At 59.5% G+C, this 24279-nt stretch carries 16 protein-coding genes, 2 pseudogenes and 1 riboswitch; of the genes and pseudogenes, 9 read left to right on the top strand and 9 right to left on the bottom strand.

Features of this window, described 5'->3' with window-relative positions:
- Window positions 1–238 precede the first annotated feature (238 nt).
- Together AC0L7L_RS19475 and AC0L7L_RS19470 are read right to left on the bottom strand one after the other, a co-directional pair.
- Window positions 239–2059, bottom strand: coding sequence for an ABC transporter ATP-binding protein (locus AC0L7L_RS19475; RefSeq protein ID WP_272213780.1), 1821 nt, complete (start codon window positions 2057–2059; stop codon window positions 239–241).
- 181 nt (window positions 2060–2240) lie between these two features.
- Window positions 2241–4688: a beta-mannosidase gene (locus AC0L7L_RS19470; RefSeq protein ID WP_473510854.1), complete on the bottom strand. Its 2448-nt coding sequence runs from the start codon at window positions 4686–4688 to the stop codon at window positions 2241–2243.
- A 275-nt stretch (window positions 4689–4963) separates the two neighbouring features.
- Window positions 4964–5182, top strand: a riboswitch (cobalamin riboswitch).
- A gap of 112 nt (window positions 5183–5294) precedes the next feature.
- On the opposite strand from AC0L7L_RS19470, the gene metE reads away from it, so the two are divergent.
- Window positions 5295–7616, top strand: a complete 2322-nt coding sequence (gene metE / locus AC0L7L_RS19465; protein WP_272213777.1) for a 5-methyltetrahydropteroyltriglutamate--homocysteine S-methyltransferase — start codon at window positions 5295–5297, stop codon at window positions 7614–7616.
- Between the two features lie 27 nt (window positions 7617–7643).
- Here the strand turns inward: metE and AC0L7L_RS19460 are convergent, their stop codons facing one another.
- From AC0L7L_RS19460 to AC0L7L_RS19430, 7 genes are all read right to left on the bottom strand, one after another.
- Window positions 7644–8579, bottom strand: coding sequence for a LysR family transcriptional regulator (locus AC0L7L_RS19460; RefSeq protein WP_272213776.1), 936 nt, complete (start codon window positions 8577–8579; stop codon window positions 7644–7646).
- A gap of 36 nt (window positions 8580–8615) precedes the next feature.
- Window positions 8616–10049, bottom strand: a complete 1434-nt coding sequence (locus AC0L7L_RS19455) for an aminobutyraldehyde dehydrogenase (RefSeq protein ID WP_473510851.1) — start codon at window positions 10047–10049, stop codon at window positions 8616–8618.
- A 21-nt stretch (window positions 10050–10070) separates the two neighbouring features.
- Window positions 10071–11111 (bottom strand): ABC transporter ATP-binding protein, encoded by a 1041-nt coding sequence (locus AC0L7L_RS19450; protein WP_473510849.1) that lies wholly within the window; start codon window positions 11109–11111, stop codon window positions 10071–10073.
- A 9-nt stretch (window positions 11112–11120) separates the two neighbouring features.
- Window positions 11121–11924, bottom strand: coding sequence for an ABC transporter permease (locus AC0L7L_RS19445; protein WP_272213773.1), 804 nt, complete (start codon window positions 11922–11924; stop codon window positions 11121–11123).
- Window positions 11917–12744: an ABC transporter permease gene (locus tag AC0L7L_RS19440; protein ID WP_473510846.1), complete on the bottom strand. Its 828-nt coding sequence runs from the start codon at window positions 12742–12744 to the stop codon at window positions 11917–11919. The genes AC0L7L_RS19445 and AC0L7L_RS19440 overlap by 8 nt, the downstream gene beginning before the upstream one ends.
- Window positions 12745–13060: 316 nt before the next feature.
- Window positions 13061–14092 carry an ABC transporter substrate-binding protein gene (locus AC0L7L_RS19435; protein ID WP_272213771.1) on the bottom strand — a complete coding sequence of 344 codons (1032 nt, stop codon included), beginning with the start codon at window positions 14090–14092 and terminating at the stop codon, window positions 13061–13063.
- A gap of 33 nt (window positions 14093–14125) precedes the next feature.
- Window positions 14126–14602 (bottom strand): DUF3830 family protein, encoded by a 477-nt coding sequence (locus tag AC0L7L_RS19430; protein ID WP_272213770.1) that lies wholly within the window; start codon window positions 14600–14602, stop codon window positions 14126–14128.
- 179 nt (window positions 14603–14781) lie between these two features.
- Here AC0L7L_RS19430 and AC0L7L_RS19425 point away from each other — a divergent pair, with 179 nt between their 5' ends.
- From AC0L7L_RS19425 to AC0L7L_RS19390, 8 genes and pseudogenes are all read left to right on the top strand, one after another.
- On the top strand, window positions 14782–15396 hold the full coding sequence (locus AC0L7L_RS19425) for a DsbA family protein (RefSeq protein WP_272213769.1): 615 nt from the start codon (window positions 14782–14784) through the stop codon (window positions 15394–15396).
- A 154-nt stretch (window positions 15397–15550) separates the two neighbouring features.
- A pseudogene (locus AC0L7L_RS19420) lies at window positions 15551–17352 on the top strand (adenine deaminase).
- A gap of 423 nt (window positions 17353–17775) precedes the next feature.
- A complete protein-coding gene (locus AC0L7L_RS19415; protein WP_272213765.1) occupies window positions 17776–18930 on the top strand; it encodes a Gfo/Idh/MocA family protein in 1155 nt (384 codons plus the stop codon).
- Window positions 18931–18932: 2 nt separating this feature from the next.
- The gene (locus AC0L7L_RS19410) at window positions 18933–20090 is read left to right on the top strand and encodes a dihydrodipicolinate synthase family protein (RefSeq protein WP_272213764.1); all 1158 of its coding nucleotides are present in this window, start codon (window positions 18933–18935) and stop codon (window positions 20088–20090) included.
- 4 nt (window positions 20091–20094) lie between these two features.
- The gene (locus AC0L7L_RS19405; protein WP_473510843.1) at window positions 20095–20922 is read left to right on the top strand and encodes a sugar phosphate isomerase/epimerase family protein; all 828 of its coding nucleotides are present in this window, start codon (window positions 20095–20097) and stop codon (window positions 20920–20922) included.
- Between the two features lie 158 nt (window positions 20923–21080).
- Window positions 21081–22094, top strand: coding sequence for a Bug family tripartite tricarboxylate transporter substrate binding protein (locus AC0L7L_RS19400; protein ID WP_473510841.1), 1014 nt, complete (start codon window positions 21081–21083; stop codon window positions 22092–22094).
- Between the two features lie 134 nt (window positions 22095–22228).
- Window positions 22229–22651 (top strand): annotated as a pseudogene (locus AC0L7L_RS19395) (tripartite tricarboxylate transporter TctB family protein); the annotation flags it as partial.
- Window positions 22652–22724: 73 nt separating this feature from the next.
- Window positions 22725–24269 carry a tripartite tricarboxylate transporter permease gene (locus AC0L7L_RS19390; RefSeq protein WP_473510839.1) on the top strand — a complete coding sequence of 515 codons (1545 nt, stop codon included), beginning with the start codon at window positions 22725–22727 and terminating at the stop codon, window positions 24267–24269.
- Window positions 24270–24279: the final 10 nt, after the last annotated feature.

Below are 24279 nucleotides of genomic sequence, written 5' to 3'. Positions count from 1 at the left end.
AGCATCACCAAAACTGGCCTGCAAATCAATCCCTGTTGCCGTCGCGAGCCTTGGCCCACCTAATCCAGTAGGCCGTTGGATCGCCTCCGAGGACTGTAAAACAAGGGATAACAAGTGCAGCTGCCTGCTCCGAAAAAGAGTGGGAAACTGAAGGGTCACCAACCGCAACACGCAATAAAAAAGCCCCACCGTATTCCCCGGTGAGGCTTTGAGACCTGGCAGCGCCGGCCCAAACGTCTTACGGATAAGCTTCCGCTTCTTCCAGTTGAGGCAAAATCTGCAACTCATACAGACGGCGATAGGGACCGTCATGTCCGAGTAGTTCGCGCTGCGGACCCTGCTCGAGAATCGCACCGTTCTCGAGAACGACAATATTGTCGGCCGAGGTGATGGTCGCAAGACGGTGCGCGATCACGATCGTCGTCCGGTCCTTGGTCAGCCGTGCTAGCGCATCCTGCACCAGGGATTCAGCGTAAGAATCAAGAGCACTGGTGGCTTCATCAAGGATCAGAATATCGGCATCGCGGAGCATTGCGCGTGCAATCGCAAGACGTTGCTTCTGTCCGCCTGACAGGTTGCCGCCGTTTTCGCCAACGAATGAGTCATAGCCATCGCTCATATTCATGATGAAGTCATGAGCGTGCGCTGATTTGGCTGCGTCGACAATCTCTTCTTCAGTTGCGCCCTCGCGACCAAGTGCGAGGTTCTCCCGAACCGTTCCGTTGAACAGGAACGTATCCTGTCCGACATAGGACATGTGCCTGCGAAGAGACTCGAACGAGACTTCCCTCAGGTCGAGACCATTCACGGTAATCACACCTTCGTCGGGATCGAACATGCGCATGACGAGGTTGATGATCGTCGATTTACCGCCGCCTGAGGCCCCCACAAGCGCTGTGGTCTTGCCAGCCGGAAAAATCAGATTCAGGTTGTTAAAGAGCGGGTTGTTCTGGTCGTAGGAAAACCCAACACCTTCAAAAACGATATCGCCGCCACCCGGAGGTACAGGCTGTGGATTTTCAGCCTCCGTCAGGCGGATCGGATGATCCTTGATCTCATACATCATTCGTACGCCGACCATGGCGGTTTCCAGATTGACGCGCATCCGGGCCAGCCGCTTGGCAGGCTCATAGGCCAGGAGCAGGGCGGTGATGAACGACATCAGCTCACCCGGCGTCTGGTCACCGCCGACAACCCAGAAACCACTGAGCGCAATAACACCGGCAATAGCGAGGCCGGACAGCGTTTCCATGATCGGACTGGTGGCCGCGGAAAGCCGGGCAATGCTGTTGGCGCGGTGCTCCACTTGCGTTACCTGCTTATTCATGCGGTCACGCATATGGTTTTCGAGGCCGAAGGCCTTGATAATCCGTACACCTGTTGACGCTTCCTGGACGCCTTCGATGATTTTCATGACGGCCGTCAGCTCCTGACTCATGATGTCACGAACTTTGTTCGTCAGGTAACGAACGCCGACGAAAGCGACAGGCCCGATGATGAACGACACGAGCGACAGGATCGGTTGCTGGATAAACATCACGATCACCAGCCCGACCAGGGAAAACAGATCGCGCACAGCTGATGTCAGAACAAGGTCCATAGCCGTCCGGGCTGCCTGGGCATTGTTCGTCAGACGCATAACGAGGTCAGAGGACGGAAATTTGATGAAGAAATTCAGATCCTGCTGAAGGATACGACTGAAAATACTACTCTGCGCCTTGGCAATAATATTGTTGCCAGCCTTGCTCAGGATCACGATCTGAAAGTAGGTCGCAATGCCCTTGACGATGAAAATCATCGCAACGCCACCCGCCAGCATGAACATGCGGTTCATGTTCTGGGAGACCACCGTTTCGTTGACGATATCCTTCATGATCCAGGCGCTGAGCGCAGTCATGCCAGCCACAATCAACATCGCGACTGTGGCAAGGGCATACCACGGCGCTTGGTCACGCAGATTTTCCGAAAGCAGGCGGAAGAGAAGACTACGGTTGGCTCTGGGAAGGAAACGCGCCACCAGCGCGTCGAACAAACCGGTAAAGGGCTTGGATAACTGCATGGGAATTCGAATTTCCATATTGGTTCGTGGCCTCCGTTCTTCGAAGGGACAGCATTTTCGCTGCAAACTAGTCCCTCATCGGCCTCGGCGCGAGAGAAATAGGGCAAAGAGCTTTGAAGAGCAAGCTTTCGTTTGACCCTCCCCTGCGTCGTTTGCGAACGGGACCTGTCTGCGCGAACTGTCAGGCACGGAGATATCTGAGTTCACGCACAGAGCTTTCCGGCAGATGCGAGCGTCGACGGCGCGTCACCGTGAGCACTTTCGGCTCCCCGGGCAGCAGCGTGAAGCAGTTGTCGGAATAGATGTCATCACCGCCGTGATCATAGGTTACGTAGAGCGCGGGCCGGTCGCTCGTCACCGTGATCCGAAAGTAACCATCGTCAAGCGTTTCCTCCGATGTCTCGATCTGAGGCTCCGCAAAACGGTAGGCCTTCGGCCTTTGCGGCAGATACTCATTCTCACCGAGCACGTTGCCGGCATCATCCCGCCAGTCAAACACCAGGAAGGCGCTGGCCTCCAGTGTCTCAGGGCGGATGCGCGCAATCTCGACGGCGCTGGCAGCCTTCGCCGTCATCGCATAGGCACCGATCTCCGCGATCTTTCCCGATATTGCGTCGACACTGCGCAGACGGACTGTGATCGGCGTATCTTCCATCCTGTCCGAAACGGCAAGCAGCGTGATTGCACCGGTGTCGGGATTCGGCTGTGCGGTGACCATCAGATCGGCAAAAAAACGGCGGGCGAGATACTGCGTGGCCTTCCATCCACCGCCATATTCCAGGCTCGACCAGCTTGCCACCGGCCAGGTATCGTTCAACTGCCAGAACAGCGTCCCCATGGTGCGCGGCCTGTTCGAGCGCCAGAATTCGATCGCCGTCTTCATCGCCAGCCCCTGCCCGACCTGGCTCAGATAGACCATGTCCTCGAAACGGTCGGGAAAGCGGAAATAGCGCGCGATGGTTTCCACGATCCGGCTGTTGCCGCCCTCATTGCGCTGATGCACATCCATGACGGTGGAGGAGACGTTGCGATCTTCTTCCGCAGTGAAACTCTCGATCACCCGCATGGAGGGAAAGGACTGGAACCCGAATTCCGAGCAGAAGCGCGGCCTCACGGAACGATAGTGTTCGAAGTCCTTGGCCGAATGCCATACATCCCAGAAATGCATGTCGCCGGATGTGTCCACATGCCAGCCGTCGCCGAAATCAAGACGTCCGACGGAGGGGGATGACGGGCGGAACGGCAGGCCGAGATCCTCGTCTTCAACCGCTTCTTCTAGCGCATGGTTCAACCGGTCGTAGACCGCCAGATAACGGTCGCGGTTCTCAAGGCTTTCCTTGTACCAGGTCAGCGCACCGACAAGCTCATTGTCACCGCACCAAAGCGCCATGGACGCAAAGCGCGAAAGACGGCGCAACTGCTGACGCGCCTCCTTGCGCACCAGGTCCAGCCAGTGCCGCTCATGGGCGGGGTAGAGATTGCAGGCAAACATGAAATCGTGCCAGATCATCAAGCCAAGCTCGTCGCATAGCTCATAGAACCAATCGGCCTCATATTGCCCGCCGCCCCAGATGCGGATCATGTTCATATTGGCATCGACAGCCGATTGCAGAAGATCGCGCACCTGATCGGGCGTGGCACGCTCGGGCAGCGCATCGCCCGGGATCCAGTTTGCACCCTTCATGAAAATTTCGCGCCCGTTCACCTTGAACGCAAAGCGATTGCCGATCTCGTCGGCATCGGTCAGCAACTCAACATCGCGAAGACCGATGCGGAAATCCCGTGTTTCGCCGCCGAGCGAAACAGAAAGCTCGTAGAAGGCTTGCTCGCCGTGGCCAAACGGCCACCAAAGCCGCGGATTTTCCACCCGTGCCGTCACGGTCACGCGGTTTTCACCCGGAAAGGCATGAAGCGTGGCGGTGGCCTTGTGACCGTCGATTTCGACGGTGGCTTCGTCAACCGCCGGCGCGAAGGCAAAGGCGTGGAGCGTCACATCCAGTTCCACCGCACCGTCCTCGTGGCGCTGGCGGATGGCGACGTCGTCAAGCCGGATCGATGCCGTGCGCACAACCGCAATATCCCCGTAAAAGCCGAGCGGGCAAAGCGCGATCCCCCAGTCCCATCCGCCATGGCACTGTGTCTTGCGCAGGAAATTGAGATGGCCGATGCGGCTGTTTTTCGAATAGGGCATCGGGAAATCGGAGTTTTCCGCCCGCCTCTCCGCCGCAAGCGAATTGGACAGAAACACCACCTCGATCACGTTTTCGCCTTCACGCAAGAGGTCGGTGACATCGAAGTCGTAACGCAGAAACTGGCTCTCGCTTTGCCCGGCCGGTGCGCCGTTGACGCGCACTTCGGCAAGGCAGTCGATGCTTTCAAAACGAAGCGTGAAGTGCCCGTCTTCCACACGATCCAGATTGAATGACCGCTTTGCGGTCCAGACTGAGCGATGGACCCAGTCTGTCAGGGTTTCATTATCCCGCCAATACGGATCCTCGACCTTGCCAGCGGCAAGCAGCGCGGAATGAACATCGCCGGGGACCTTCAATCCAACAGTGAGGTCCGCGTCTTCGGACGTTGCAGCAGTCCAGCCGTCATTGAGAATGATCGTTCCTGCGGCATTTGCCATGATTTTCCCATCCAGTCTTTTCGCTCATGGCCAGTCCGCTAAACGCGAAGTGGCCATCTTCCCGCTCGCCTTTTAGCCGTTTTCGGCCAGTGCGCGAACCGGTTAACCGCCAGAAAACGAAACTTTTGATTCCAGCACCTCCAAGCCTCCGATTTGCGATCTGCGGCACGCTGGCTTCATCGCCAAAATCATGCCAATGCGGCGATTTTCAGAACATAACCATTTAAGGATATAAATATATCTTTATATCATATTGACAATGACGATCCATCCTACGAAACTGCACTCGCTCTGGTTCGCTGTGATGGCTCGTCCCTTCCGGCGCCAAGAGGGAACCCGGTGCGCCGTCTGACATGATTGTCAGCGGCAATTCCGGGGCTGCCCCCGCAACTGTAAGCGGCGAGCGCCTTTCCACAATGTCACTGGGCAACCGGGAAGACGGAAAGGTGTGTTGACCCGCAAGCCAGGAGACCTGCCAGAGCCTTGTTACTGTCCACGGGCGGGGTGTCCCGGTGGTGCTGCGAAACCGGCGTGGGAACCTCTTTCCGCGGGCGATTTCGTGTGCTTTCCGCCAGCCCATGCCCCCAACTCTGTCTGGGGTATGAAATGAAAAATACAAAACCTGCCGTCGCAAGCCTCGGCTTTCCGCGCATCGGCGCACGGCGCGAACTGAAATTCGCGCTCGAATCCTATTGGTCCGGCAAATCCGACACAGCCGAACTTCTTGACACCGCCGAACATCTGCGCCGCAAGACCTGGCTTCTGCAGCGCGACAAGGGGATCAACGTGATCCCGTCCAACGATTTCTCGCTCTACGACCATGTGCTCGATACCGCCGTGATGGTCGGCGCGATACCGCATGAATATGGCTGGACCGGCGGCGATGTATCGCTTGAAACCTATTTCGCCATGGCTCGCGGCGCCCAAACGGACGCAGACCATGCCGGTTGCGGCCATCCCGGCCATGGGCGCGATGTTCGCGCGCTGGAAATGACCAAGTGGTTCGACACCAATTATCACTATCTCGTTCCCGAGCTTATCGAAGATCAGACCTTCGCGCTGTCGACCACCAAACCCATCGATCACTATTTGGAGGCAAAGGAGCTCGGCATTGAAACGCGCCCGGTCATTCTCGGTCCCGTTACCTTCCTGAAGCTGTCCAAGGCACGGGGTTCAGGTTTCGATCCGATGACCCTGCTTTCAGGCCTGTTGCCGGTTTATGCCGACCTCCTCAACCGGCTCCTTGACGCCGGCGCGCAGTGGGTGCAGATCGACGAACCGGCACTGGCGCTTGATCTGACGGAGGGCGAACGCGCTGCTTTTCAGCACGCCTATGATGCACTTGCAAAGGCCGCACCGGATCTCAAGCTGATGCTCGCCAGCTATTTCGGCGCTCTCGGTGACAATGCGGAAACGGTTGTGAACCTGCCGGTCGCAGGCCTGCACCTCGACCTTAAGCGCGCGCCTGAGGCGCTCGACGGCATTCTCGCGCAAGTCGCGCCCGGAAAGGTGCTTTCGCTCGGCGTGATCGACGGACGCAATATCTGGCGGGCAAATCTGCCGGCGCTTTTCGAACAGCTTCGCCCGGTGATCGAAGCGCGCGGCAGCGACAAAGTTCAGATCGCCCCGTCCTGCTCGCTTCTCCATGTACCGATCGATGCAGAACTGGAAACCGAACTCGACCCCGAGCTGAAAAGCTGGCTGTCCTTCGCGGTTCAAAAACTCGACGAGCTTTCGGCACTTGCCCGCGGGCTTGGCGGTGAAGCGATTGACGACACGCTGACGGCCTCCGGCGATGCGCTTGCCGCACGCAGCCGCTCGCCGCGTGTCCACAATGATGCGGTTGCCGTCCGTCTTGCCGCCGTCAGCGATGCCGACCGCCACCGCAACAGCCGCTTCTCCGACCGCATTGCCCTTCAGCACGAAAAGCTTGGGCTGCCGCTGTTCCCGACCACGACCATCGGTTCCTTTCCGCAGACAAGCGAGGTCCGCAAATCCCGCGCGGCCTTCAACCGGGGCGATCTCGACCGTGCGGCCTATGACGGCTTTCTTCAGACCGAAACGGAAGAGGCGATCCGCTTTCAGGAAGAAATCGGCCTCGACGTGCTGGTTCACGGCGAATTCGAGCGTAACGACATGGTTCAGTATTTCGGCGAAAAGCTCTCCGGCTTCGCCTTCACCAAACATGGCTGGGTGCAGAGCTATGGCTCACGCTATGTCCGCCCGCCGGTGATCTTCGGCGATGTCTCCCGGCCCGAACCGATGACCGTCGACTGGTGGCAGTTTGCGCAGTCGAAAACCGAAAAACCGGTCAAGGGCATGCTGACCGGCCCGGTCACCATCCTCAACTGGTCGTTCGTGCGTGACGACATTCCGCGCGCGCAAACCTGCCGCCAGATCGCGCTGGCCATCCGTGACGAGGTTGTGGATCTGGAAAAGGCGGGGGCTGCGATCATTCAGATTGATGAAGCAGCGTTGCGCGAAGGCCTGCCGCTTCGAAAATCAGACTGGAAGACCTATCTCGACTGGGCCATCGACGCCTTCAGGCTGTCAGCCTCCGGCGTTGCGGATGAAACCCAGATCCACACCCATATGTGCTATTCGGAGTTCAACGACATCATCGATGCGATCGCAGCGATGGATGCCGATGTGATCTCGATCGAGACATCGCGTTCGAAGATGGAGCTGCTCGATGTCTTCACCGCCTTCGATTATCCAAGCGAAATCGGACCCGGCGTCTATGACATCCATGCACCGCGCATTCCGGCAACAAGCGAAATGACCGAACTTCTGTCGCTGGCGCGCAAGCGGCTCAACGACCGTCAGATCTGGATCAACCCCGATTGCGGCCTGAAGACACGCGGCTGGGCCGAGGTCAAACCGGCGCTGATCAACATGGTGGAAGCCGCAAGAGCCTTGCGCGGCTAGGCGGCGCTCAACAAAAATCCGGCGGCTTTACGGGGCCGCCGGCACCCAGGCACTTTCCGAAGCCGCCTGCTGGCAATAGGCGGCAGCACTTTTGCGGGCTTCTTCGGCCACACCGCGCAGGATATTCTGGCCGACGGCCGTCTGATAGCTGGCGACGATCGGCATTGGCGGGAACGGCTTGGTGACGCTCACCCGGCACAGCAGCCGGTCCTGCAGTTCGCGCGCAATCGCCACAGATGGAATGGCGGCAACGCCGAAACCGCCGATCAGCAGATTGATCATCGCAAACAGAGAGTTTGAACTCGTCAACTTGGACGCCAGCACCCGCTCGTCCTGAAAATAGGGCGCCACATAAGCGTAGGGCGGCGTGCCCTTCGGAAAGGTGATGATCGGCATGTTCGACAATTCATCGACGCTGTAGGTGGTCTTCTCGTCAATCACGGCGGGCGCTGCCGCCCACACCATTTCGTAGTAGCAGATGATGAACGAGCGGAAATTGTCGCCAATCGCTGGCTCGATGCCGAAGATCAGGTCGAATTCGCCGCGCCCGAGACCTGCGACCAGATCGCGCGTGCCCTCGATGGTGAGCTCCACCCTGAGATTGGGCATGGCGTGGCTGAGGGCTTCGATGAAATCCGGCATCCAGGTGGCGACCACGGAATCGATCGCCCCGATGCGCACGATATAGGCGGCATCGCTGCCGCCTTCCTTGAGGTCGGATTTCAGCGTGTTGAGCTTTTCCAGGACGTCCTGAAACACCCTCAGCGCCTCTTCACCGGCCGGCGTCAGGCGAAATTCGCGGTCGCCGCGCTCCACCAGCCGACAGGCATATTCACGCTCCAGAATGGCAAGGCGCGAGGAGATGGCCGGCTGGGTGGCGTTGAGCTCCTGCGCCGTCCGGCCGAAATGCCGGTTGCGAGCCAGAGCAACAAAGGTGGCCATGTCGATGATGCGCATGGGCATGTTCTAACAGCCTCCCGGCATGCGCACAATCAAGCTTCAGTCCAGCGCGGTCATCACGTGACGCACCTGGGTATAGTCGAGCAGCGACTGCATGGAGAGGTCCGAGCCATAGCCCGAATTCTTCATGCCGCCATGCGGCATCTCGGTGGCGAAAACGCCATGCGTATTGACCCAGGTGACCCCGTATTCGAGTGCGCCGGCAATCCGTGTCGCCCGTGCGCTGTCCTTCGACCAGACGGAGGATGCAAGCCCATATTCCGATGCGTTGGCGATCGCAAGCGCTTCCGCCTCGTCTGCACAAGCAGTGAGAGAAATCACCGGCCCAAACACTTCCTTCTGCACGATCTCGGCTTCGGCAGGCGCCTCGACCAGCGTGGGCTCAAAGAAATAGCCTTCTCCTGCGGGCGCCTTCCCGCCGACAAGCACCTTGCCACCGTCTGATTGCGCACGCTCGACGAAACCTGCGATGCGGTCTCGGTGGCGGGCGGTGATGACCGGGCCGAACTCGACGTCGTCGCGCTCCGGTGCGCCATAGGTGAGGTCTGAGATCATGGCGACCAGCCGCTGCTTCAATTCATCGGCGCACGAGCGGTCAACGAGAATACGGCAGGCGGCGGTGCAGTCCTGTCCGGCATTATAGAAACTGGCCTCGCGCAGCGTGGCCACGAGCTTTTCCAGATCGGCATCGCCGGCGACAATCACCGGCGCCTTGCCACCAAGCTCAAGATGGGTGCGCTTGATCATCGGGCCGGCGGCGGCCTGAAGCACGGCGCGGCCGGTGCGCACATCGCCGGTGAGCGAGATCATCCGCACCAGATCATGGGAAATCAGCCTCTGGCCGACGTCAAGCCCATTGCCAAGCACGACATTGATGACGCCCGGCGGCAGTAGATCGCCGATGATCTCGACGAGCTTCAACAGGCTGAACGGCGTGTGCTCGGAGGGCTTGATCACCACCGTGTTTCCAGCCGCAACGGCCGGCGCGATCTTCCACGCCGCCATCAGCAGCGGATAGTTCCATGGCGCAATCTGTGCAATGACGCCGACCGGATCACGCCGCATTACGCTCATCATGGAAGACGAACGGTAATTCCCCACAGCGGTTGCCGGCATGTTTCGAATGGCGGAAGCAAAGAAACGGAAAACATCAGCCACATTGGCAAGTTCGCCCGCTACGACGAAGCGCAAGGGCTTGCCCGCATTGACGGATTCGATTGCCGCCAGCGCCGCATTGCCTTCGACCTTGTCGGCAATGGCGTTGAGCACGGCAGCGCGCTCCTTCGGCGTCGTCAGTGCAAAACCGGTCCTGGCAGCATCGGCAGCCTTAATGGCGCGGTCTATCTGGGCCTCAGTCGCCGAGGCGACGTCGGCGAGCATTCTGCCGGTAGCGGGTTCGAACGCGGTCTCGGGGCTACCTTCGCCTGCCTCAAACCGGCCATTGATGAAAAGTCGCGTCTCGAAATCCGACATGGGATCTTCCTTCGGTTTGAATCAGGCGTTCTGGCGCTCAAGAATGCGGATACGGTCAGGGTCAATGGCAAGCGCCACGTCTTCACCCGGCTTCAAAACGATCTCGTTTGCCGTCAGCATACGGATGGTGTGGCCCGCAAGGGTCAGCACATATCGGTTGCGCGCGCCGAGATAGACGCGGGTCTTGACGGTGGCTTTCAAGCCTTCGCCGTCAGCGGCCACGCCGAGATCCTCCTGCCTGAGTGCGACCGAAACCGGGCCGTCCGGCCTGCCGGAGACAGGCAGATCAAGCCGTTGGCCGTCTTCGAAAACCGCAACCCCCGCCTCGAAATTCGCCGGCATAATATTGGCCGAGCCGATGAAACCTGAGACAAATTCGGTGGCGGGCTCGGCATAGATCGCTTCCGGCGCCCCCTCCTGTTCTACCTTGCCGGCGTTCAGCAGCACGACGCGGTCGGAAAGGCTCAAGGCTTCCTCCTGATCGTGGGTGACGAACAGCGTGGTCAGGCCGAGGCGGCGGTGGATCTCGATCAGTTCCACCTGCATGTCTTCGCGCAGGCGCGCATCGAGATTGGAAAGCGGTTCGTCAAGCAACAGCACTTTCGGGTTGGAAACGATGGCACGCGCAAGGGCCACGCGCTGTTGCTGGCCGCCGGAAAGCTGGCGCGGCAACCGGTCGGAAAGGTGCGGAAGCTGAACCGTTTCAAGCGCATCCTTTACCCGCTGGTCCTGTTCCGACCGCGTACCGATGCGGCGCATGCGCAGCGGAAAACGGACATTCTCATAGACACTGAGATGCGGCAGCAGCGCGTAAGACTGGAACATCATCGCGATGTCGCGGCGCTCCGGTGGCAGGTTGGTGACGTCCTGACGGTCGATGATCACACGCCCCGATGTGGCGGCCTCAAGCCCCGCGACAGTGCGCAACAGCGTGGTCTTGCCGCAGCCGGATGCGCCCAGAAGGCTGACGAATTCACCGGAGGCAAGATCGAGATTGATGCCGTGCAGCACTTCCACATGGCCATAGGATTTTCTGATCTGATCGAGATGAATGTCTGACATGACTTTTTCCTATGTGCTCGCGAACTTGCCGATTCCGAGAACGCGGTCGATCACGAGAATGAGCAGCACCGTGAGCGCGATCATGATCGTGGAGACCGCGGCGACAGAGGGGTCCGGGCTAAATTCGAGCTGTCCGTAGATCTGCACCGGCAAGGTGGTAAGGTCCGGCGTCCTTAAAAACAGCGACAGCACCGCCTCGTCAAACGAGATATTGAAGGCGAAGAAGGCCCCTGCGGCAAGGCCCGGCCGGCATTGTGGCAGCACAACGAAGAAAAGCCGTTGCAGGCGTCCCGCCCCCATGGTGCGCGCCGCCTCCTCGATGAAAGGATCGGATTCCGTTAATACCGCCAGCGTGGTGCGCACCACATAGGGCAGCGTAATCGCCGTATGGCCGATCCACAGTGTAACGAAAGAAACACGGCCGAAGGTCGCGCTCCAGAACATCAGAAGGCCGATCGCATAGATGATTGTCGGCAGGATCAGCGGAGACAGGAAAAGCGCGCTCAAGAGTTCCGACTTTGGCAATTCTCGCCGGTGGATCGCGATCGCCGCCGCACCGCCGATGACGACAGAAGAGACCGTGACCATCAGCGCAATTGCAAGGCTGAGCCCCGCCGAGCCCAAATAGGCGTTCGACGACAGTACCTTCCGATACCATTCCAGCGAAAAGCCCTTTGGCGGAAACGAGATGAACTGGTTGGCCGAAAACGAGGTGCCGACGACCACGACCAGTGGTGCCAGCATCAACACCACGATCAGCGCGATGAAGACATAGTTCGCGATCTTCAGCCAGAGCGGTATCGCCTTAACCATGCTGACCTCCCGTGAGCCTGAAATAGGGAATGAGGGTGAGCGCAATGCCGAGGAACAGGATCACCGCCTGGGCAGCGGCAAAGTGCCAGTCAAGCGTCTGCGTCACTGAAGAATAAATGGAGGAGGCCAGCACCTGGAGCCGTGGTCCGCCAAGCAGGCTGGGCGTCACGAAAGAGCTTGCCGAGAGGGTAAAGGCAAGAAGCGACCCGGCGGCAATGCCGGGCATGGATAGCGGCAGCACCACATGGCGAAAGGATTGAAGAAAACTGCACCCCATGGTGCGTGCCGCCTCTTCCAGCCGTTGGTCGATGCGCGTGATCACGCCAAGGATCGAGAGCGTCATGAACGGCAGCAGCACCTGCACCATACCGATAACAATCGCCGTTTCGGTGCGCATCAATGTGAAATTGCGCTTCACCAGTCCGAGGTCATAAAGTGTGCCGGAGATAATCCCGCCGCGCTCGAAAATCACCATCCAGCCGAAGGTGCGGATGACGACACTGGTCATCAGCGGCAGCAGGATGACGATGATCAGCCAGAGCCGCGACCTTGGTCCCGACCGCGCCATCACATAGGCCAGCGGAAAACCAACAAGGGCGGCAATCAGCGTGATGATGACGGAAAGCCGGATTGTGCGCCACAAAACGCCGAGATAATAGGGTTCACTAACGAACTCGGCGAAATGAGCAAGCGTGAACCCGCCCTCTTCGCTCATGATCGACAACGCCAGCATTCGGGCTATCGGCAGAAAAAAGGCAAGCGCCAGCAGCAGAAGTCCCGGCGAAACCAGGAGCGCGTTCTCGGCACGGTCTGTTTTCATGTAAGGGTTTCCTTCGGGCTTGGTTGCCAGTGAGAGTATTTTTATCACGAACGTCGATTACGACACACCGAGACAGCGCGAAAACTGTGTCTCCTGACGGCAGTTTCCCGAAACCATCTTACCCTTGATGGGCGGGGTCCGAGCGATGTCATCAGAAAGACCTGTCGGCAATTGTGTTGCCATTCGGGCGGGATAAACTGCTTGTATATCAAAGCCGCAACGGCCACGACCGCCCGCTTCGTCAACGGCACGCGCGCAAGGCTGATTTTATAGACTGCACCCCGGTATTCCCGGGGTGCAGCCAACATACCGACTTTTATTGGGCGATAGTCTTGTTCCACTCGACAACCCAGCCGGGGCGGCTTGCCTCGATCACTTCCGGATCGAAGCGCAACAGGCTCTTCACACCTTCTTCGCCATAGGCGACATCGGCGGCAACCTCTTCCGGCAGTACGGTCTTCGAATTGGTCGGCGTATAGCGAAGCGCCTCGGCAAAGCAGGCCTGGGCTTCGGGCGAAAGTTCGATATCGATGAACTTCAGCGCCAGATCCTCATTGTCGCGACCGGCCACCAGATTGGTGGTGATATAGCTTGCCGGCGTTCCTTCCGCGCCCTGCTGGAACTTGACCGGCAGGCCGGCCTTTCTGAGCGTATAGGCATAATCGGAGGCATAAGGCGCGACGAAAGCGCCACCCTGGGCGAAGGACTGCTGGATTTCCGGCGACTTGGAGACGATATAGGCTCCGTTGTCGAGCATGGTCTTCACTGCATCAAGGCCAGGCTGGATATTCTCGAGATCGCCGCCTGCGACCTTGTTCAGCATCAGGAAGCCGAACAGGCCGTAGGTGTTGGAAATGTCGGTCAGCACCAGACCTTCAGCCATTTCCGGCTGCATAAGATCGGCCCATTTAGTGGGCGCGTCTGCAAGCTCGTCGCTATTGTAAAGAAGGCCGATGACCGCAATCTGATAAGCGGGGCCTTCGCCCTTTTCCATATTGGCGCCGGCGAACGGGTAAAGATCGGCAGCATTTGTGAGCTTGGACGGATCGATCGGAGCGAGAAGACCTTCCTCGGCACCGACAATTTCCTGTCCGCCGGAAAAGTGGATGACGTCGAACTGCGGCGCATCCTTCTGGGCGCGCAGCTGGGCAAAAGCGTCGGCCGAATAGGCGGTGACGATCTTCACATCCGCACCAGTCTCTTCGGTAAACGGCGCGATGACGCATTCGCGATGCGCTTCCTCATAGGCGCCGCCGAAGGAGTTGATGGTGATTTCCGCAGCGAAGGCAGGAGCCTGCGAAGCGGCAAGAACTGACACGGTCGCCAGCAAAGTGGTTACGCGTTTCATGCTATTCCCTTCCTTTTTTATGGTTTCGGCGGATCAGGCCAGACGGCCAAGCTCCACCCGTTTTGCGCCCTCGATACGGATCAATTTGCACTGCTCTGCAACCGCATCGAGATTTTCGGTCATTTTTCCGATATAGGTGCAGGAGATCCAGCCCGTAGGGCCGAAGGTGCGGCCGCCATTGCCATAGAACATGCCAAGCTCCCAGAATTCCTCCGGGTCGATCTTGAAGAAATTCTTGGGCTGGTAAAACCACAACATCTCGCCGGGCTCGGGCAGGATTGTCTGGTTTTCCGGCGGAAGCTTGGTCGGATCGAAATTGCGCGCTTCTTCGGGTAGACCCATCATGATTTCAGGTCCGGAAAAGATCGCATGGGTTGCCGGCCACTGGATCGGCTTTTCCAGCGCGCCCCAGATCGCATTGCAGGTCTCCGGCGCATTTTCCCAATAAAGAGAAATTATGCCCTGCACGTTGGCATCGATGAATTTGAGATAGAGTTTCTTATCGTTCAATGGATCGCTCCCGCTATTTTCCTACAATGAATGAAGCGGAACTGCGGCATCCATGTCCAATTTCAATTTCTCATGCACCGATAGATTTCTTTTATCAAACCTGGCTCGCGCAAAGTTGATGGGTAGCAAGACTGCGGTTTCTCCTATACTCGCCCGGGTTCGGCTCGAAGGAGACACAGATGACCGGAAGACGCACCATTCTCAAAGGCATGCTCGCGGGGTCGGGGCTTGCATTGTTCCCGATCAGCGCATTTTCCCATGACCCCTCGCCGGAGAACGTGTTTGCCGATCCAAGCGCGCCGGTTCTCGGCAATCCGGATGGCGATGTCACCGTGGTCGAGTATTTCGATTTTCAGTGCACCTACTGCAAGCGCGATTATCCGATGGTGCGCGAGGTCGTATCGAGCGACGGCAATGTCAAACTGGTGATGAAGGATTGGCCGATCTTCGGCGATGTCTCGGTTTATGCCGCGCAAGCGGTTCAGGGCGCAGCCATTCTTGGCGAATATGAGACCGCACTTGATGCCTTGATGACAGCAAAGGGACGGCTGAGCCATGAACGGATCGAGACGCTACTGACTGGCGCGGGCCTTGATTTCGACGCAATCGCCGCAGCTGTGAAGACGAACGAGAAAACGATTTCCGACCTGCTCGACCGCAATTATCACCAGGCCGAGGCGTTCCAGTTCAACGGCACGCCATCCTATGTGATCGGCCGGACCGTCTATCCGGGTGTTCTGGACAAGATCATGCTGGAATCAGCAATCGCCAAGGCCCGCGCCACTGCGGGCTGAGGAGCACGGCGACGGCCTGAACAGGCCGAAAACATGGTTTTCAAGAAATCTCTGGACCCCATCTCATGCGGCCGTTAGCCTCCGCAATCAAAACAAATTCTTCGGAACGGACACCCCGATCCACGCGCCACTTTGACCAGCACGAAGGCCCATCATGAGCAAGCTGACACGCTTTTCCGTCGCCCCTCTTTCCGATATGACCCGGCAGCTTGCCGATGTCGCTTCCGGGCGCAGCGCTCCCGATCTCGTCATCACCGGCGCGCGTGTGCTGTCGACCTATTCGGAACGCATGCTGGACGACCGCGAAATCTGGATTTCGGGCGGGCGCATCGCCGCGATGAAGCCTGCCGGCAGCTATCTCGGCAAGGCGGCCAGCTTTTATGACGTCAAGGGCGGCATCATCGCACCGGGTCTGGTTGACCCGCATCTGCATATTGAATCAAGCATGGTCACGGCCTGCGCCTATGCCGAGGCAGCTCTTTTGAACGGAACCACGACCATTTTCTGCGATAGCCACGAGATCGGCAATGTGATGGATGTCGCGGGCGTTGAGGCGATGCTGGAAGACGCCCGCCAGGCGCCGCTCTCGATCTTCCTGACGGTCCCGAGCACAGTGCCTGCGACAGGCCCCGAGATGGAAACAGCAGGCGGCGACCTGACGCCGGAAAAGATCGCAAGGATCTTCGACAAATGGCCGGAGGCTGTGGCGCTGGGCGAAAAAATGGACTTCGTTCCCGTAGCCATGAGCGATGAACGATCGCATGCCATCATCGCTGAATCGCTCAAACGCGGCCACCCTGTTTCCGGCCATGTCTATGGCCGCGACTTCGTTGCAGCCTATGCCGCAGCCGGCGTGACCGATACACATGAAGCGATCGACCGCGAGATTGCTAATGATCTGCTGGAAGCCGGAGTCTGGATTTTCCTGCGCGGCGGCCCCCGACCACGCCCTGGCATTCGCTGCCCGAGGCAATCAAGGCGATCACCGAACTTGGCGCCTCCCACAAGCGCGTGGCGGTTTGCACCGACGACCGCGATGCCGATGATCTTTTGATGTTCGGCCAGGACTGGGTCACGCGACAGGCGGTAAAGGCCGGTATGAAACCGGAACAGGCCTGGTCTATGGGCTCGCTCCACGGCGCCACCCGCTTCGGCATGGGCGACGAGATCGGCGGGCTCGGCGGCGGCAGACGCGCTGACATCGTGCTGCTCGATGACACGCTGAAGCCGGTTAACACTTGGTATGGCGGCGAACTTGTTGTCGAAGACGAAAAGGTGACGCCGCTGCTCGATGAAGCACTTTCGAAGCGCTACAAATATCCGGAAGCCGCCTATCACACCGTGAAGCTGCCGAAGGAGATCAAGCTGACGCCCGATCTTCCGGCCGAGAAGGTCATTGCGAACTGCATCCGCACCGAACTGCCGGGCATCACGCTTGTTCATGACAGAATAGAGCTGGAACTTGCCAATGACTGGCAGGATCATTTCGACCGCCACAATCTCTGCTTCGTTTCGGTGATCGAGCGTCACGGCAAGTCGGATGGCAACGTCGCCAATGGCCTGCTGTCCGACTTCTCGCTGAAGCGTGGAGCGGTGGCCTCTTCCGTCGGCCATGACAGCCACAACATCATCGTTGCCGGCACCAATGAGGCCGATATGCAGGTGGCGTTGCGCGCGATCGAGGAAAGCCAGGGCGGCGTCTGCGTGGTCGACGAGGGCAAGGTCCGAGCCATGGTCGAACTGCCGATCGCCGGGCTTCTTTCCGACAAGCGCGTCAACGATGTTGCCGACGACATGCGCGTCCTGAAGCTCGAATGGCAAGAGGCCGGCTGCGCCATTCCCTATATGGGCTTCAACCTGATCCCGCTGTCCGTCATCCCCGAAATCCGCATCACCGACAAGGGTCTGGTTCTGGTGCCGGAGATGCAAGTGATCGAGCTGTTCGAGAAGGTTTGAACGGGCGGGGCCTTCGGTCAGTTCATTTCCGCCGAAGGCCCCGTTACCTGCCCTTCCGCCAAGATCTTATTCTTGGCTTTTTGGCTTCCCAGGCCCACCCTACGGGCGTCATCCTCGGGCTTGACCCGAGGATCCAGTCACGTTTATCGCGGGAAGCGATGGTGCCGCCTTGCTCATTATGTCGCAAAGAACCAAGCCCAAAATCAGCGCCGTTGATGAGGAAAGGGGCTTGGATCCTCGGGTCAAGCCCGAGGATGACGCCGAGCAGATGGCAACGATAGTTGCGCTGCTTTTTGCGCTCCAGTTCGCTGTCTGAACCCGAAAATCATCTTTCTATCAACACCACCATTTTCCGTCCTGCACGTCCTTGACCGCTTTATTACTAACTGGTAGGTAATAAGCACGTTGATGGGAGGAGAATTAATGTCTGATACCAATCGTATCGGGATCATCATGCACGGCGTTACTGGCCGCATGGGGATGAACCAGCATCTGATCCGTTCGGTTCTGGCTATTCGTGATCAGGGTGGTCTGCGTCTCAAGGACGGCACCAAGGTGATGCCGGATCCGATCATTGTCGGCCGCAACGCCGCCAAGATCGAGGAGCTGGCCAAGCGCCACAACGTTGAGCGCTACACAACCGATCTCGATGCAGCCCTTGCCGATCCCTACAACATCATTTTCTTCGATGCGGCTTCCACCAAGCTGCGTCCGACGCTTCTGAAGAAGGCGATCGATGCCGGTAAGCATGTCTATTCCGAAAAGCCGGTTTCCGAAGGTCTCGGCGAGGCGGTCGATATTGCCCGTTACGCCAAGAAAAAGGGCGTCAAGAACGGCATCGTCCACGACAAGCTCGACCTCCCCGGCCTTCTCAAGCTGAAGCGCCTGCGCGACAACGGCTTCTTCGGCAAAATCCTCTCGGTCAAGGGTGAGTTCGGTTACTGGGTGTTTACCGGCGAGGACCAGCCGGCGCAGCGCCCGAGCTGGAACTACCGCGCCGCTGACGGCGGCGGCATGGTATCCGATATGCTCTGCCACTGGCGCTATGTGCTCGATAATGTGGTGGCGCCGGTCAAGGCGGTCTCTTGCACCACCGCGACCCATATTCCAACCCGCTATGATGAAGACGGCAAGGAATACGAGGCCACCGCCGATGACGCCGCCTATGCCACCTTCCAGCTCGAGGGCGATATCGTCGCCCATATCAATTCCAGTTGGTGCACCAGGGTGCGCCGCGACGATCTCGTGACCTTCCAGATCGACGGCACCCATGGTTCGGCCGTGGCGGGCTTGCACAAATGCTACAGCCAGCATCGCGCCAATACGCCGAAGCCCGTCTGGAACCCGGACGAGCCGCAGAAGATGGATTTCTTCGATGACTGGCAGGAAGTGCCGGACAACACCGTGTTCGACAACGGCTTCAAGGTGCAGTGGGAGCAGTTCCTGCGTCACGTGCTGGAAGACGGCCCCTGGGCCTATACGCTGACCGAGGGCGCCAAGGGCGTCCAGCTTGCAGAAGCCGGTTACCAAAGCGCCCGCGAGCGCCGCTGGGTGGACATCGAAGATCTGGGGATCTGAACATGAGTGCGATTATACTTCCCACCGCGTCTGGCGCGCTTGAGACCTTCAGCTTCTCAGGCACGCCGGTTGAAGCCGACAACGGCACATGGAACCGCTCGGTGTTTGCCGCAGCTCACGTCGTCGTCGATCCGCTTGCCGACAACAATCCCTGGTCCGACTGCACCGTCGACTGGGACAGGACGCTCGCCTTCCGCCACCATCTCTGGTCGCTCGGCTTCGGCGTGGCTGAAGCCATGGACACCGCACAGCGCGGCATGGGCATGGACTGGCCGACATCGCTGGAACTGATCCAGCGCTCGGTGAAGGATGCGAAGGCCGGCGGTCATTCGATCGCCTGCGGCGCGGGCACCGATCATCTCGACCCGGCAGATGCCAAAACTGTCGACGACGTCATCGCGGCTTACGAAATGCAGTGTGAAGCGGTTGAAGCGACCGGCGGACAAGTGATCCTGATGGCCTCACGGGCGCTGTGCAAAGTCGCCAAAAGCGCCGACGACTATGCCCGCGTCTATGGCCGTATCCTGCAGGGCCTGAAACAGCCGGCCGTGCTGCACTGGCTTGGCGAGATGTTCGATCCCGCACTGGAGGGTTACTGGGCCAGCACCGACCATATGGTCGCGATGGATACCTGCCTGAATGTGATCGCCGAAAACGCCGACAAGGTCGACGGCATCAAGATCTCGCTGCTTTCGGCGGAAAAGGAAATCGCCATGCGCCGCCGTCTGCCGGGTGGCGTCAAGATGTATACCGGCGATGATTTCAACTACCCCGAACTGATTGCCGGTGACGATCAGGGCTACAGCCACGCGCTTCTCGGCATTTTCGACCCGATCGCGCCGGTGGCTGCCACCGGGCTTGCCGCCCTTGCCAAGGGCGACATGCAGCGTTGGGGCGCGGTGATGGAACCGACTGTGCCGCTGTCGCGCCATATCTTCAAGGCACCGACCCGCTATTACAAGACAGGCGTCGTGTTCCTGGCCTATCTGATGGGTCATCAGGATCATTTCACCATGCTCGGCGGCCAGCAGAGCGCGCGCTCCGCACAGCATCTGGCCGAGATCGTCCGGCTTGCCGATGCAGCGGGACTGATTGCCGATGCAGAGATGGCGGCAACCCGCACCGCTCGGGTGATGGCAACGCACGGTATCGGGGTATAATCTGATGGACACGATCACCCCCGAACGTCTTTCGCTGAACACCGCCACCACGCGTCCGCAATGGACGCTGGACAAGGCAATCGATGGCTGCGCACGCCACGGCTTTGGTGGCATTTCGCCCTGGCGCGACCAGCTTCAGGCCCTTGGCGCAGAAAAAGCCGCCCGCCAGATTCGCGAGGCCGGGCTTGGTGTTTCCGGCCTTTGCCGCGGCGGCTGGTATACGGCCGAAGGCGCACTGACCGACACCATTATCGATGACAACCGCAAGGCTGTGGATGAAGCCGCGACCATCGGGGCTGCCTGCCTCGTCATGGTGGTTGGCGGGCTTTTGCCCAGAAGCCGCGATCTCGCCAGTGCCCGCGCCATGATCGAGGAAGGGCTTGCCAGAACACTCGAATACGCCCGTAGCGCTGGCGTGGAGATCGCGATCGAGCCACTGCATCCGATGTATGCCGCCGACCGCGCCGCCGTGAACACGATGGCGCAGGCGCTCGATATCTGCGACCGCCTTGGCGATGGTATCGGTGTTGCTGCCGACGTCTATCACATCTGGTGGGACCCAGCGGTGAAGGAACAGATCAAACGTGCGGGCAGAGATCGGCTGATGGCCTTTCATCTGTGCGACTGGCTGGTGCCAACAACAGACATGCTGAACGACCGTGGCATGATGGGTGACGGCATGATCGATATTCCGGACCTGCGGCAAGCCGTGGAGGCGGAAGGCTTTTCGGGCCTCAACGAAGTGGAGATTTTTTCGGCGGAGAACTGGTGGAAGCGCGATCCCGACGAGGTGATGGAGGTGATCACCGCGCGCGCTGCCGGTTACTGCTGACAGAGAAGATACCTGCCCGCGCAGGCAGGTGGCCGAATGCTGCAAATCGGGAAAGAGGAGCTCCCGGCGGTAGTACGGCCCGAAAGCTGCGCATTCGCCACACCCGGCAACAGGCCGGGCGCGCTCAACCGACCATCTGGTCGTCAAGGGAGGATACAATGCATACTACCTTTTTGAAGCTGGCCGTATCCACGGCCGCATTCGCCGTTTTCGCCACGGGAGCGGCAACCGCGCAGACATGGGAACCCGACCGCCCGATCAACATCATCGTGCCGTGGTCCGCCGGAGGGTCCACCGACCAGGTGACCCGTGTCGTTGCACCCATTCTCTCAGAGGCCCTGGGCACTGAAGTCGTCGTCGTCAACCAGCCCGGCGCATCCGGCTCTATAGGCACAAAGGCTGCGACGGACGCGCCGCGCGACGGCTATACCTGGACGGCCAATGCGATTGCCAACAACGCCACCTACGCCGTTTCGGGCCTTCTGGAAGACTCCAACATCGACGATTACCGTATCTATCTGCACGTTGCCAATGCGCCGCTGATCTCGGTTAACGCCGATGCGCCCTACAAAGATTTCGGCGAATTACTGGAAGCCATGAAGACCGGCGACGTGACAGTCGGCACGGCGGGCGTGACCTCCTCGGGCGGAACCGCCCTGGCAACGTTGAATGACGCCGCCGGCGGCAACATGACGGCGCGTATGGTGGCCTATGATGGCGGCAACCCTGCTGTGATCGCGGCGGCCTCGGGCGAGGTTGACATGACCACCCAGCTCGCCGTGGAACAAACCGAAATGATCAAGGCCGGCCGTCTGCGTCCGCTCGCCGTGCTCGCCGACACGCCGCTCGAAATCGAGGGCATCGACCCGATCCCGCCAGTGACCAAGTGGCTGGATATCGACGTCGCACCCGACTATTTCGGCGTCTTCATTCCCGTCGGCGCGCCGCAGGAAGTCTATGACACCGTCGACAAGGTCTGGGCCGACAAGGTGATGAACTCCGAAGCGCTGAAACACTATGCCAACCAGCGCGGCGCAAGCTTCGCACCGAGCTATGGCGACGAGGCCCGTGCCCGTGCCATCCCGGTGGCAACCAACGAGGCCTGCGCGATGAAGGCCCGCGGCGAAGCGGTCAAGGACCCGGCGGAAGTCGGCCTCGCCTGCCCGAAATAGTGCCGAGCGGTGCCTGAAGAGGCCAGAGCTCACTGCAATGGAATATTCTATCGGTCGTTGCCGTGCCGCGACCGGAAAGAACAAACCGAGACGGCGGCGCTGTCGCCGTCTCGTCCAATATCTCCGGAGGTTTCATGCTGAAGTTGCGATCTCTCGATCTCGCGGTAACGACCATGCTGCTGGCGGTGGGCATAGCCCAGTTTGTTGGCGGCTACACAATGGATCGCCTGGAGATCCGGCACATTCATCCGGCGAGTATTCCCGGTCTTTTGCCGATGTTTCTCGGCGTCGCGATCACCGTGGTCGCGGCCTTCCAGCTTCACGGCCTGTTTCGCGCGCGTCACATCGAGGATGAAAGCCGTCCTTCCGGCGTCATCGCCCGTGGCGAAGTGTTGCGCCTCACCGGCCTGATCGCGCTTTGTGCGATCTACGCGCTGTTTCTGGTCGGGCGCATTCATTTCTGGGTCGCAAGCAGCCTGTTTGTCGCCTGCTTCATCATGATTTTCGAACTTCACCGGGACATATCCCGCCGTCAGATGATGATCACGATAGCCCGCGCGATCATCATCGCGGTCGTCTTCGGCGGCGCGCTTTCATTCCTTTTTGAAGACCTCTTTTGGTACGGCTGCCATGACCTCGGTGTTCGACGCTCTTATTTCCGCCTTCACCAGCCTCTCAACGCCGATGATGCTGTTCCATGTCGTCTGGGCGACGCTGCTGGGCATTTTTGTCGGAGCACTTCCGGGCCTGACGGCCACCATGGGCGTCGCGCTCCTGACGACGCTGACCTATTCACTGGAGCGCGACGCCGCAATCCTGGTGCTGATCTGCATGTATGTTGGCGCGATTTACGGCGGTTCGCGCAGCGCTATTCTGCTCAACATCCCGGGAACGCCCGCCAGTGCCGCCACCTCGCTCGACGGCTTTCCGCTGGTGCGCCAGGGCAAGGGCACACTGGCCATGGCGGTCGCCACATTTGGCTCCATGTTGGGCACGCTGGTCGGCATTGTCATGCTGATCGCGATCGCGCCGCCGCTGGCCGAGGCCGCGTTCGGTTTCGGCTCATATGAGTTCTTCTGGCTGGCGCTGTTCGGTATCATCATTTCCGGACAGCTGACACATTCCGGCGAACCGCTGAAGGGATACATGGCAGGCCTCATCGGGCTTTCGGTGGCGATGATCGGCTCGGAAGGCATTCATTCCTATGTGCGCTTCAATTTCGACATCCAGCAGATGAATGGCGGGATCGACCTGATCCCGGCCATGGTCGGCGCCTTCGGCTTTGCCGAGGTGCTGTTTGCGATGACGCTGCCGGCCGCACAGATGGTCGAGAAAAAATCGGTTCCTGCGCCGATCCGCGAACTTCTTTCGACCGTCTGGCGCTACAAGCGCACCGTGCTTGAAAGCGGCATCATCGGCACACTGGTCGGCATTATTCCCGGTGTTGGTGAGGATATCGGCGCCTGGGGTTCCTATGCCGCCGCCAAGCGCCACTCAAAGGAGCGCGACCAGTTCGGCAAGGGCAGCCAGGAAGGCCTGATCGCCGCCGAAACCGGCAATTCCGCCGTTGTGCCCGGTTCCCTGATCCCGTCATTGACGCTCGGCATTCCCGGCTCGGCATCAGCTGCCGTGCTGATCGCGGCGCTCTTCCTGCATGGCGTGCGGCCCGGCCCGATGATCATGTTCGACCAGCCGGAGATGATCTACACCATCGCCGTGATGCTGATCTTCGCGACCATCGCCATGGGCATTTTCGGCATGGCGCTGACGCCGGTGTTCGTCCGGGTGCTGAAAGTACCGCGCACCATTTTGATGCCGCTGGTGTTCTGCCTCTGCGTGATTGGCCCCTATGCGCTGACCCAGCGGATCTTCGATATCTGGGTGATGTTCTTCTTCGGTGTGGTCGGCTACGTCCTGCGCCGGCTGAACTACCCGATGGCCCCGCTGGTTCTGGGTATCATCCTCGGCAGCCTGCTCGACAAGAGCCTCAGGCGCGGGCTTATTCTGTCGAACGGCGATATCACCGCCTTCTTCACACGGCCTGTTTCCGCAGGCTTTGCGATCCTGATCGCATTGATCATCCTGTTGTCGATCCCTGCCGTCCGCCGCCTTCTGCAGTTCAAACGCAAGGATGGCGATGCTAACAGGGAAAAGAAAGCAAACAGTCAGGACTAAGGAGACCCCG

It is taken from the genome of Martelella sp. K41-7 (assembly GCF_055808365.1).
This window is presented reverse-complemented; position numbering and strand designations above follow the sequence as displayed.

What these genes read in the sequence shown, in the direction of transcription:
- AC0L7L_RS19415 (WP_272213765.1), top strand. Translation starts at nt 17,776, where the DNA reads ATGTCTGATACCAATCGTATCGGGATCATCATGCACGGCGTTACTGGC.
- AC0L7L_RS19390 (WP_473510839.1), top strand. Translation starts at nt 22,725, where the DNA reads ATGACCTCGGTGTTCGACGCTCTTATTTCCGCCTTCACCAGCCTCTCA.
- metE (WP_272213777.1), top strand. Translation starts at nt 5,295, where the DNA reads ATGAAAAATACAAAACCTGCCGTCGCAAGCCTCGGCTTTCCGCGCATC.
- AC0L7L_RS19440 (WP_473510846.1), bottom strand. Translation starts at nt 12,744, where the DNA reads ATGAAAACAGACCGTGCCGAGAACGCGCTCCTGGTTTCGCCGGGACTT.
- AC0L7L_RS19475 (WP_272213780.1), bottom strand. Translation starts at nt 2,059, where the DNA reads ATGCAGTTATCCAAGCCCTTTACCGGTTTGTTCGACGCGCTGGTGGCG.
- AC0L7L_RS19470 (WP_473510854.1), bottom strand. Translation starts at nt 4,688, where the DNA reads ATGGCAAATGCCGCAGGAACGATCATTCTCAATGACGGCTGGACTGCT.
- AC0L7L_RS19445 (WP_272213773.1), bottom strand. Translation starts at nt 11,924, where the DNA reads ATGGTTAAGGCGATACCGCTCTGGCTGAAGATCGCGAACTATGTCTTC.
- AC0L7L_RS19460 (WP_272213776.1), bottom strand. Translation starts at nt 8,579, where the DNA reads ATGCCCATGCGCATCATCGACATGGCCACCTTTGTTGCTCTGGCTCGC.
- AC0L7L_RS19450 (WP_473510849.1), bottom strand. Translation starts at nt 11,111, where the DNA reads ATGTCAGACATTCATCTCGATCAGATCAGAAAATCCTATGGCCATGTG.
- AC0L7L_RS19455 (WP_473510851.1), bottom strand. Translation starts at nt 10,049, where the DNA reads ATGTCGGATTTCGAGACGCGACTTTTCATCAATGGCCGGTTTGAGGCA.
- AC0L7L_RS19425 (WP_272213769.1), top strand. Translation starts at nt 14,782, where the DNA reads ATGACCGGAAGACGCACCATTCTCAAAGGCATGCTCGCGGGGTCGGGG.
- AC0L7L_RS19410 (WP_272213764.1), top strand. Translation starts at nt 18,933, where the DNA reads ATGAGTGCGATTATACTTCCCACCGCGTCTGGCGCGCTTGAGACCTTC.
- AC0L7L_RS19405 (WP_473510843.1), top strand. Translation starts at nt 20,095, where the DNA reads ATGGACACGATCACCCCCGAACGTCTTTCGCTGAACACCGCCACCACG.
- AC0L7L_RS19435 (WP_272213771.1), bottom strand. Translation starts at nt 14,092, where the DNA reads ATGAAACGCGTAACCACTTTGCTGGCGACCGTGTCAGTTCTTGCCGCT.
- AC0L7L_RS19400 (WP_473510841.1), top strand. Translation starts at nt 21,081, where the DNA reads ATGCATACTACCTTTTTGAAGCTGGCCGTATCCACGGCCGCATTCGCC.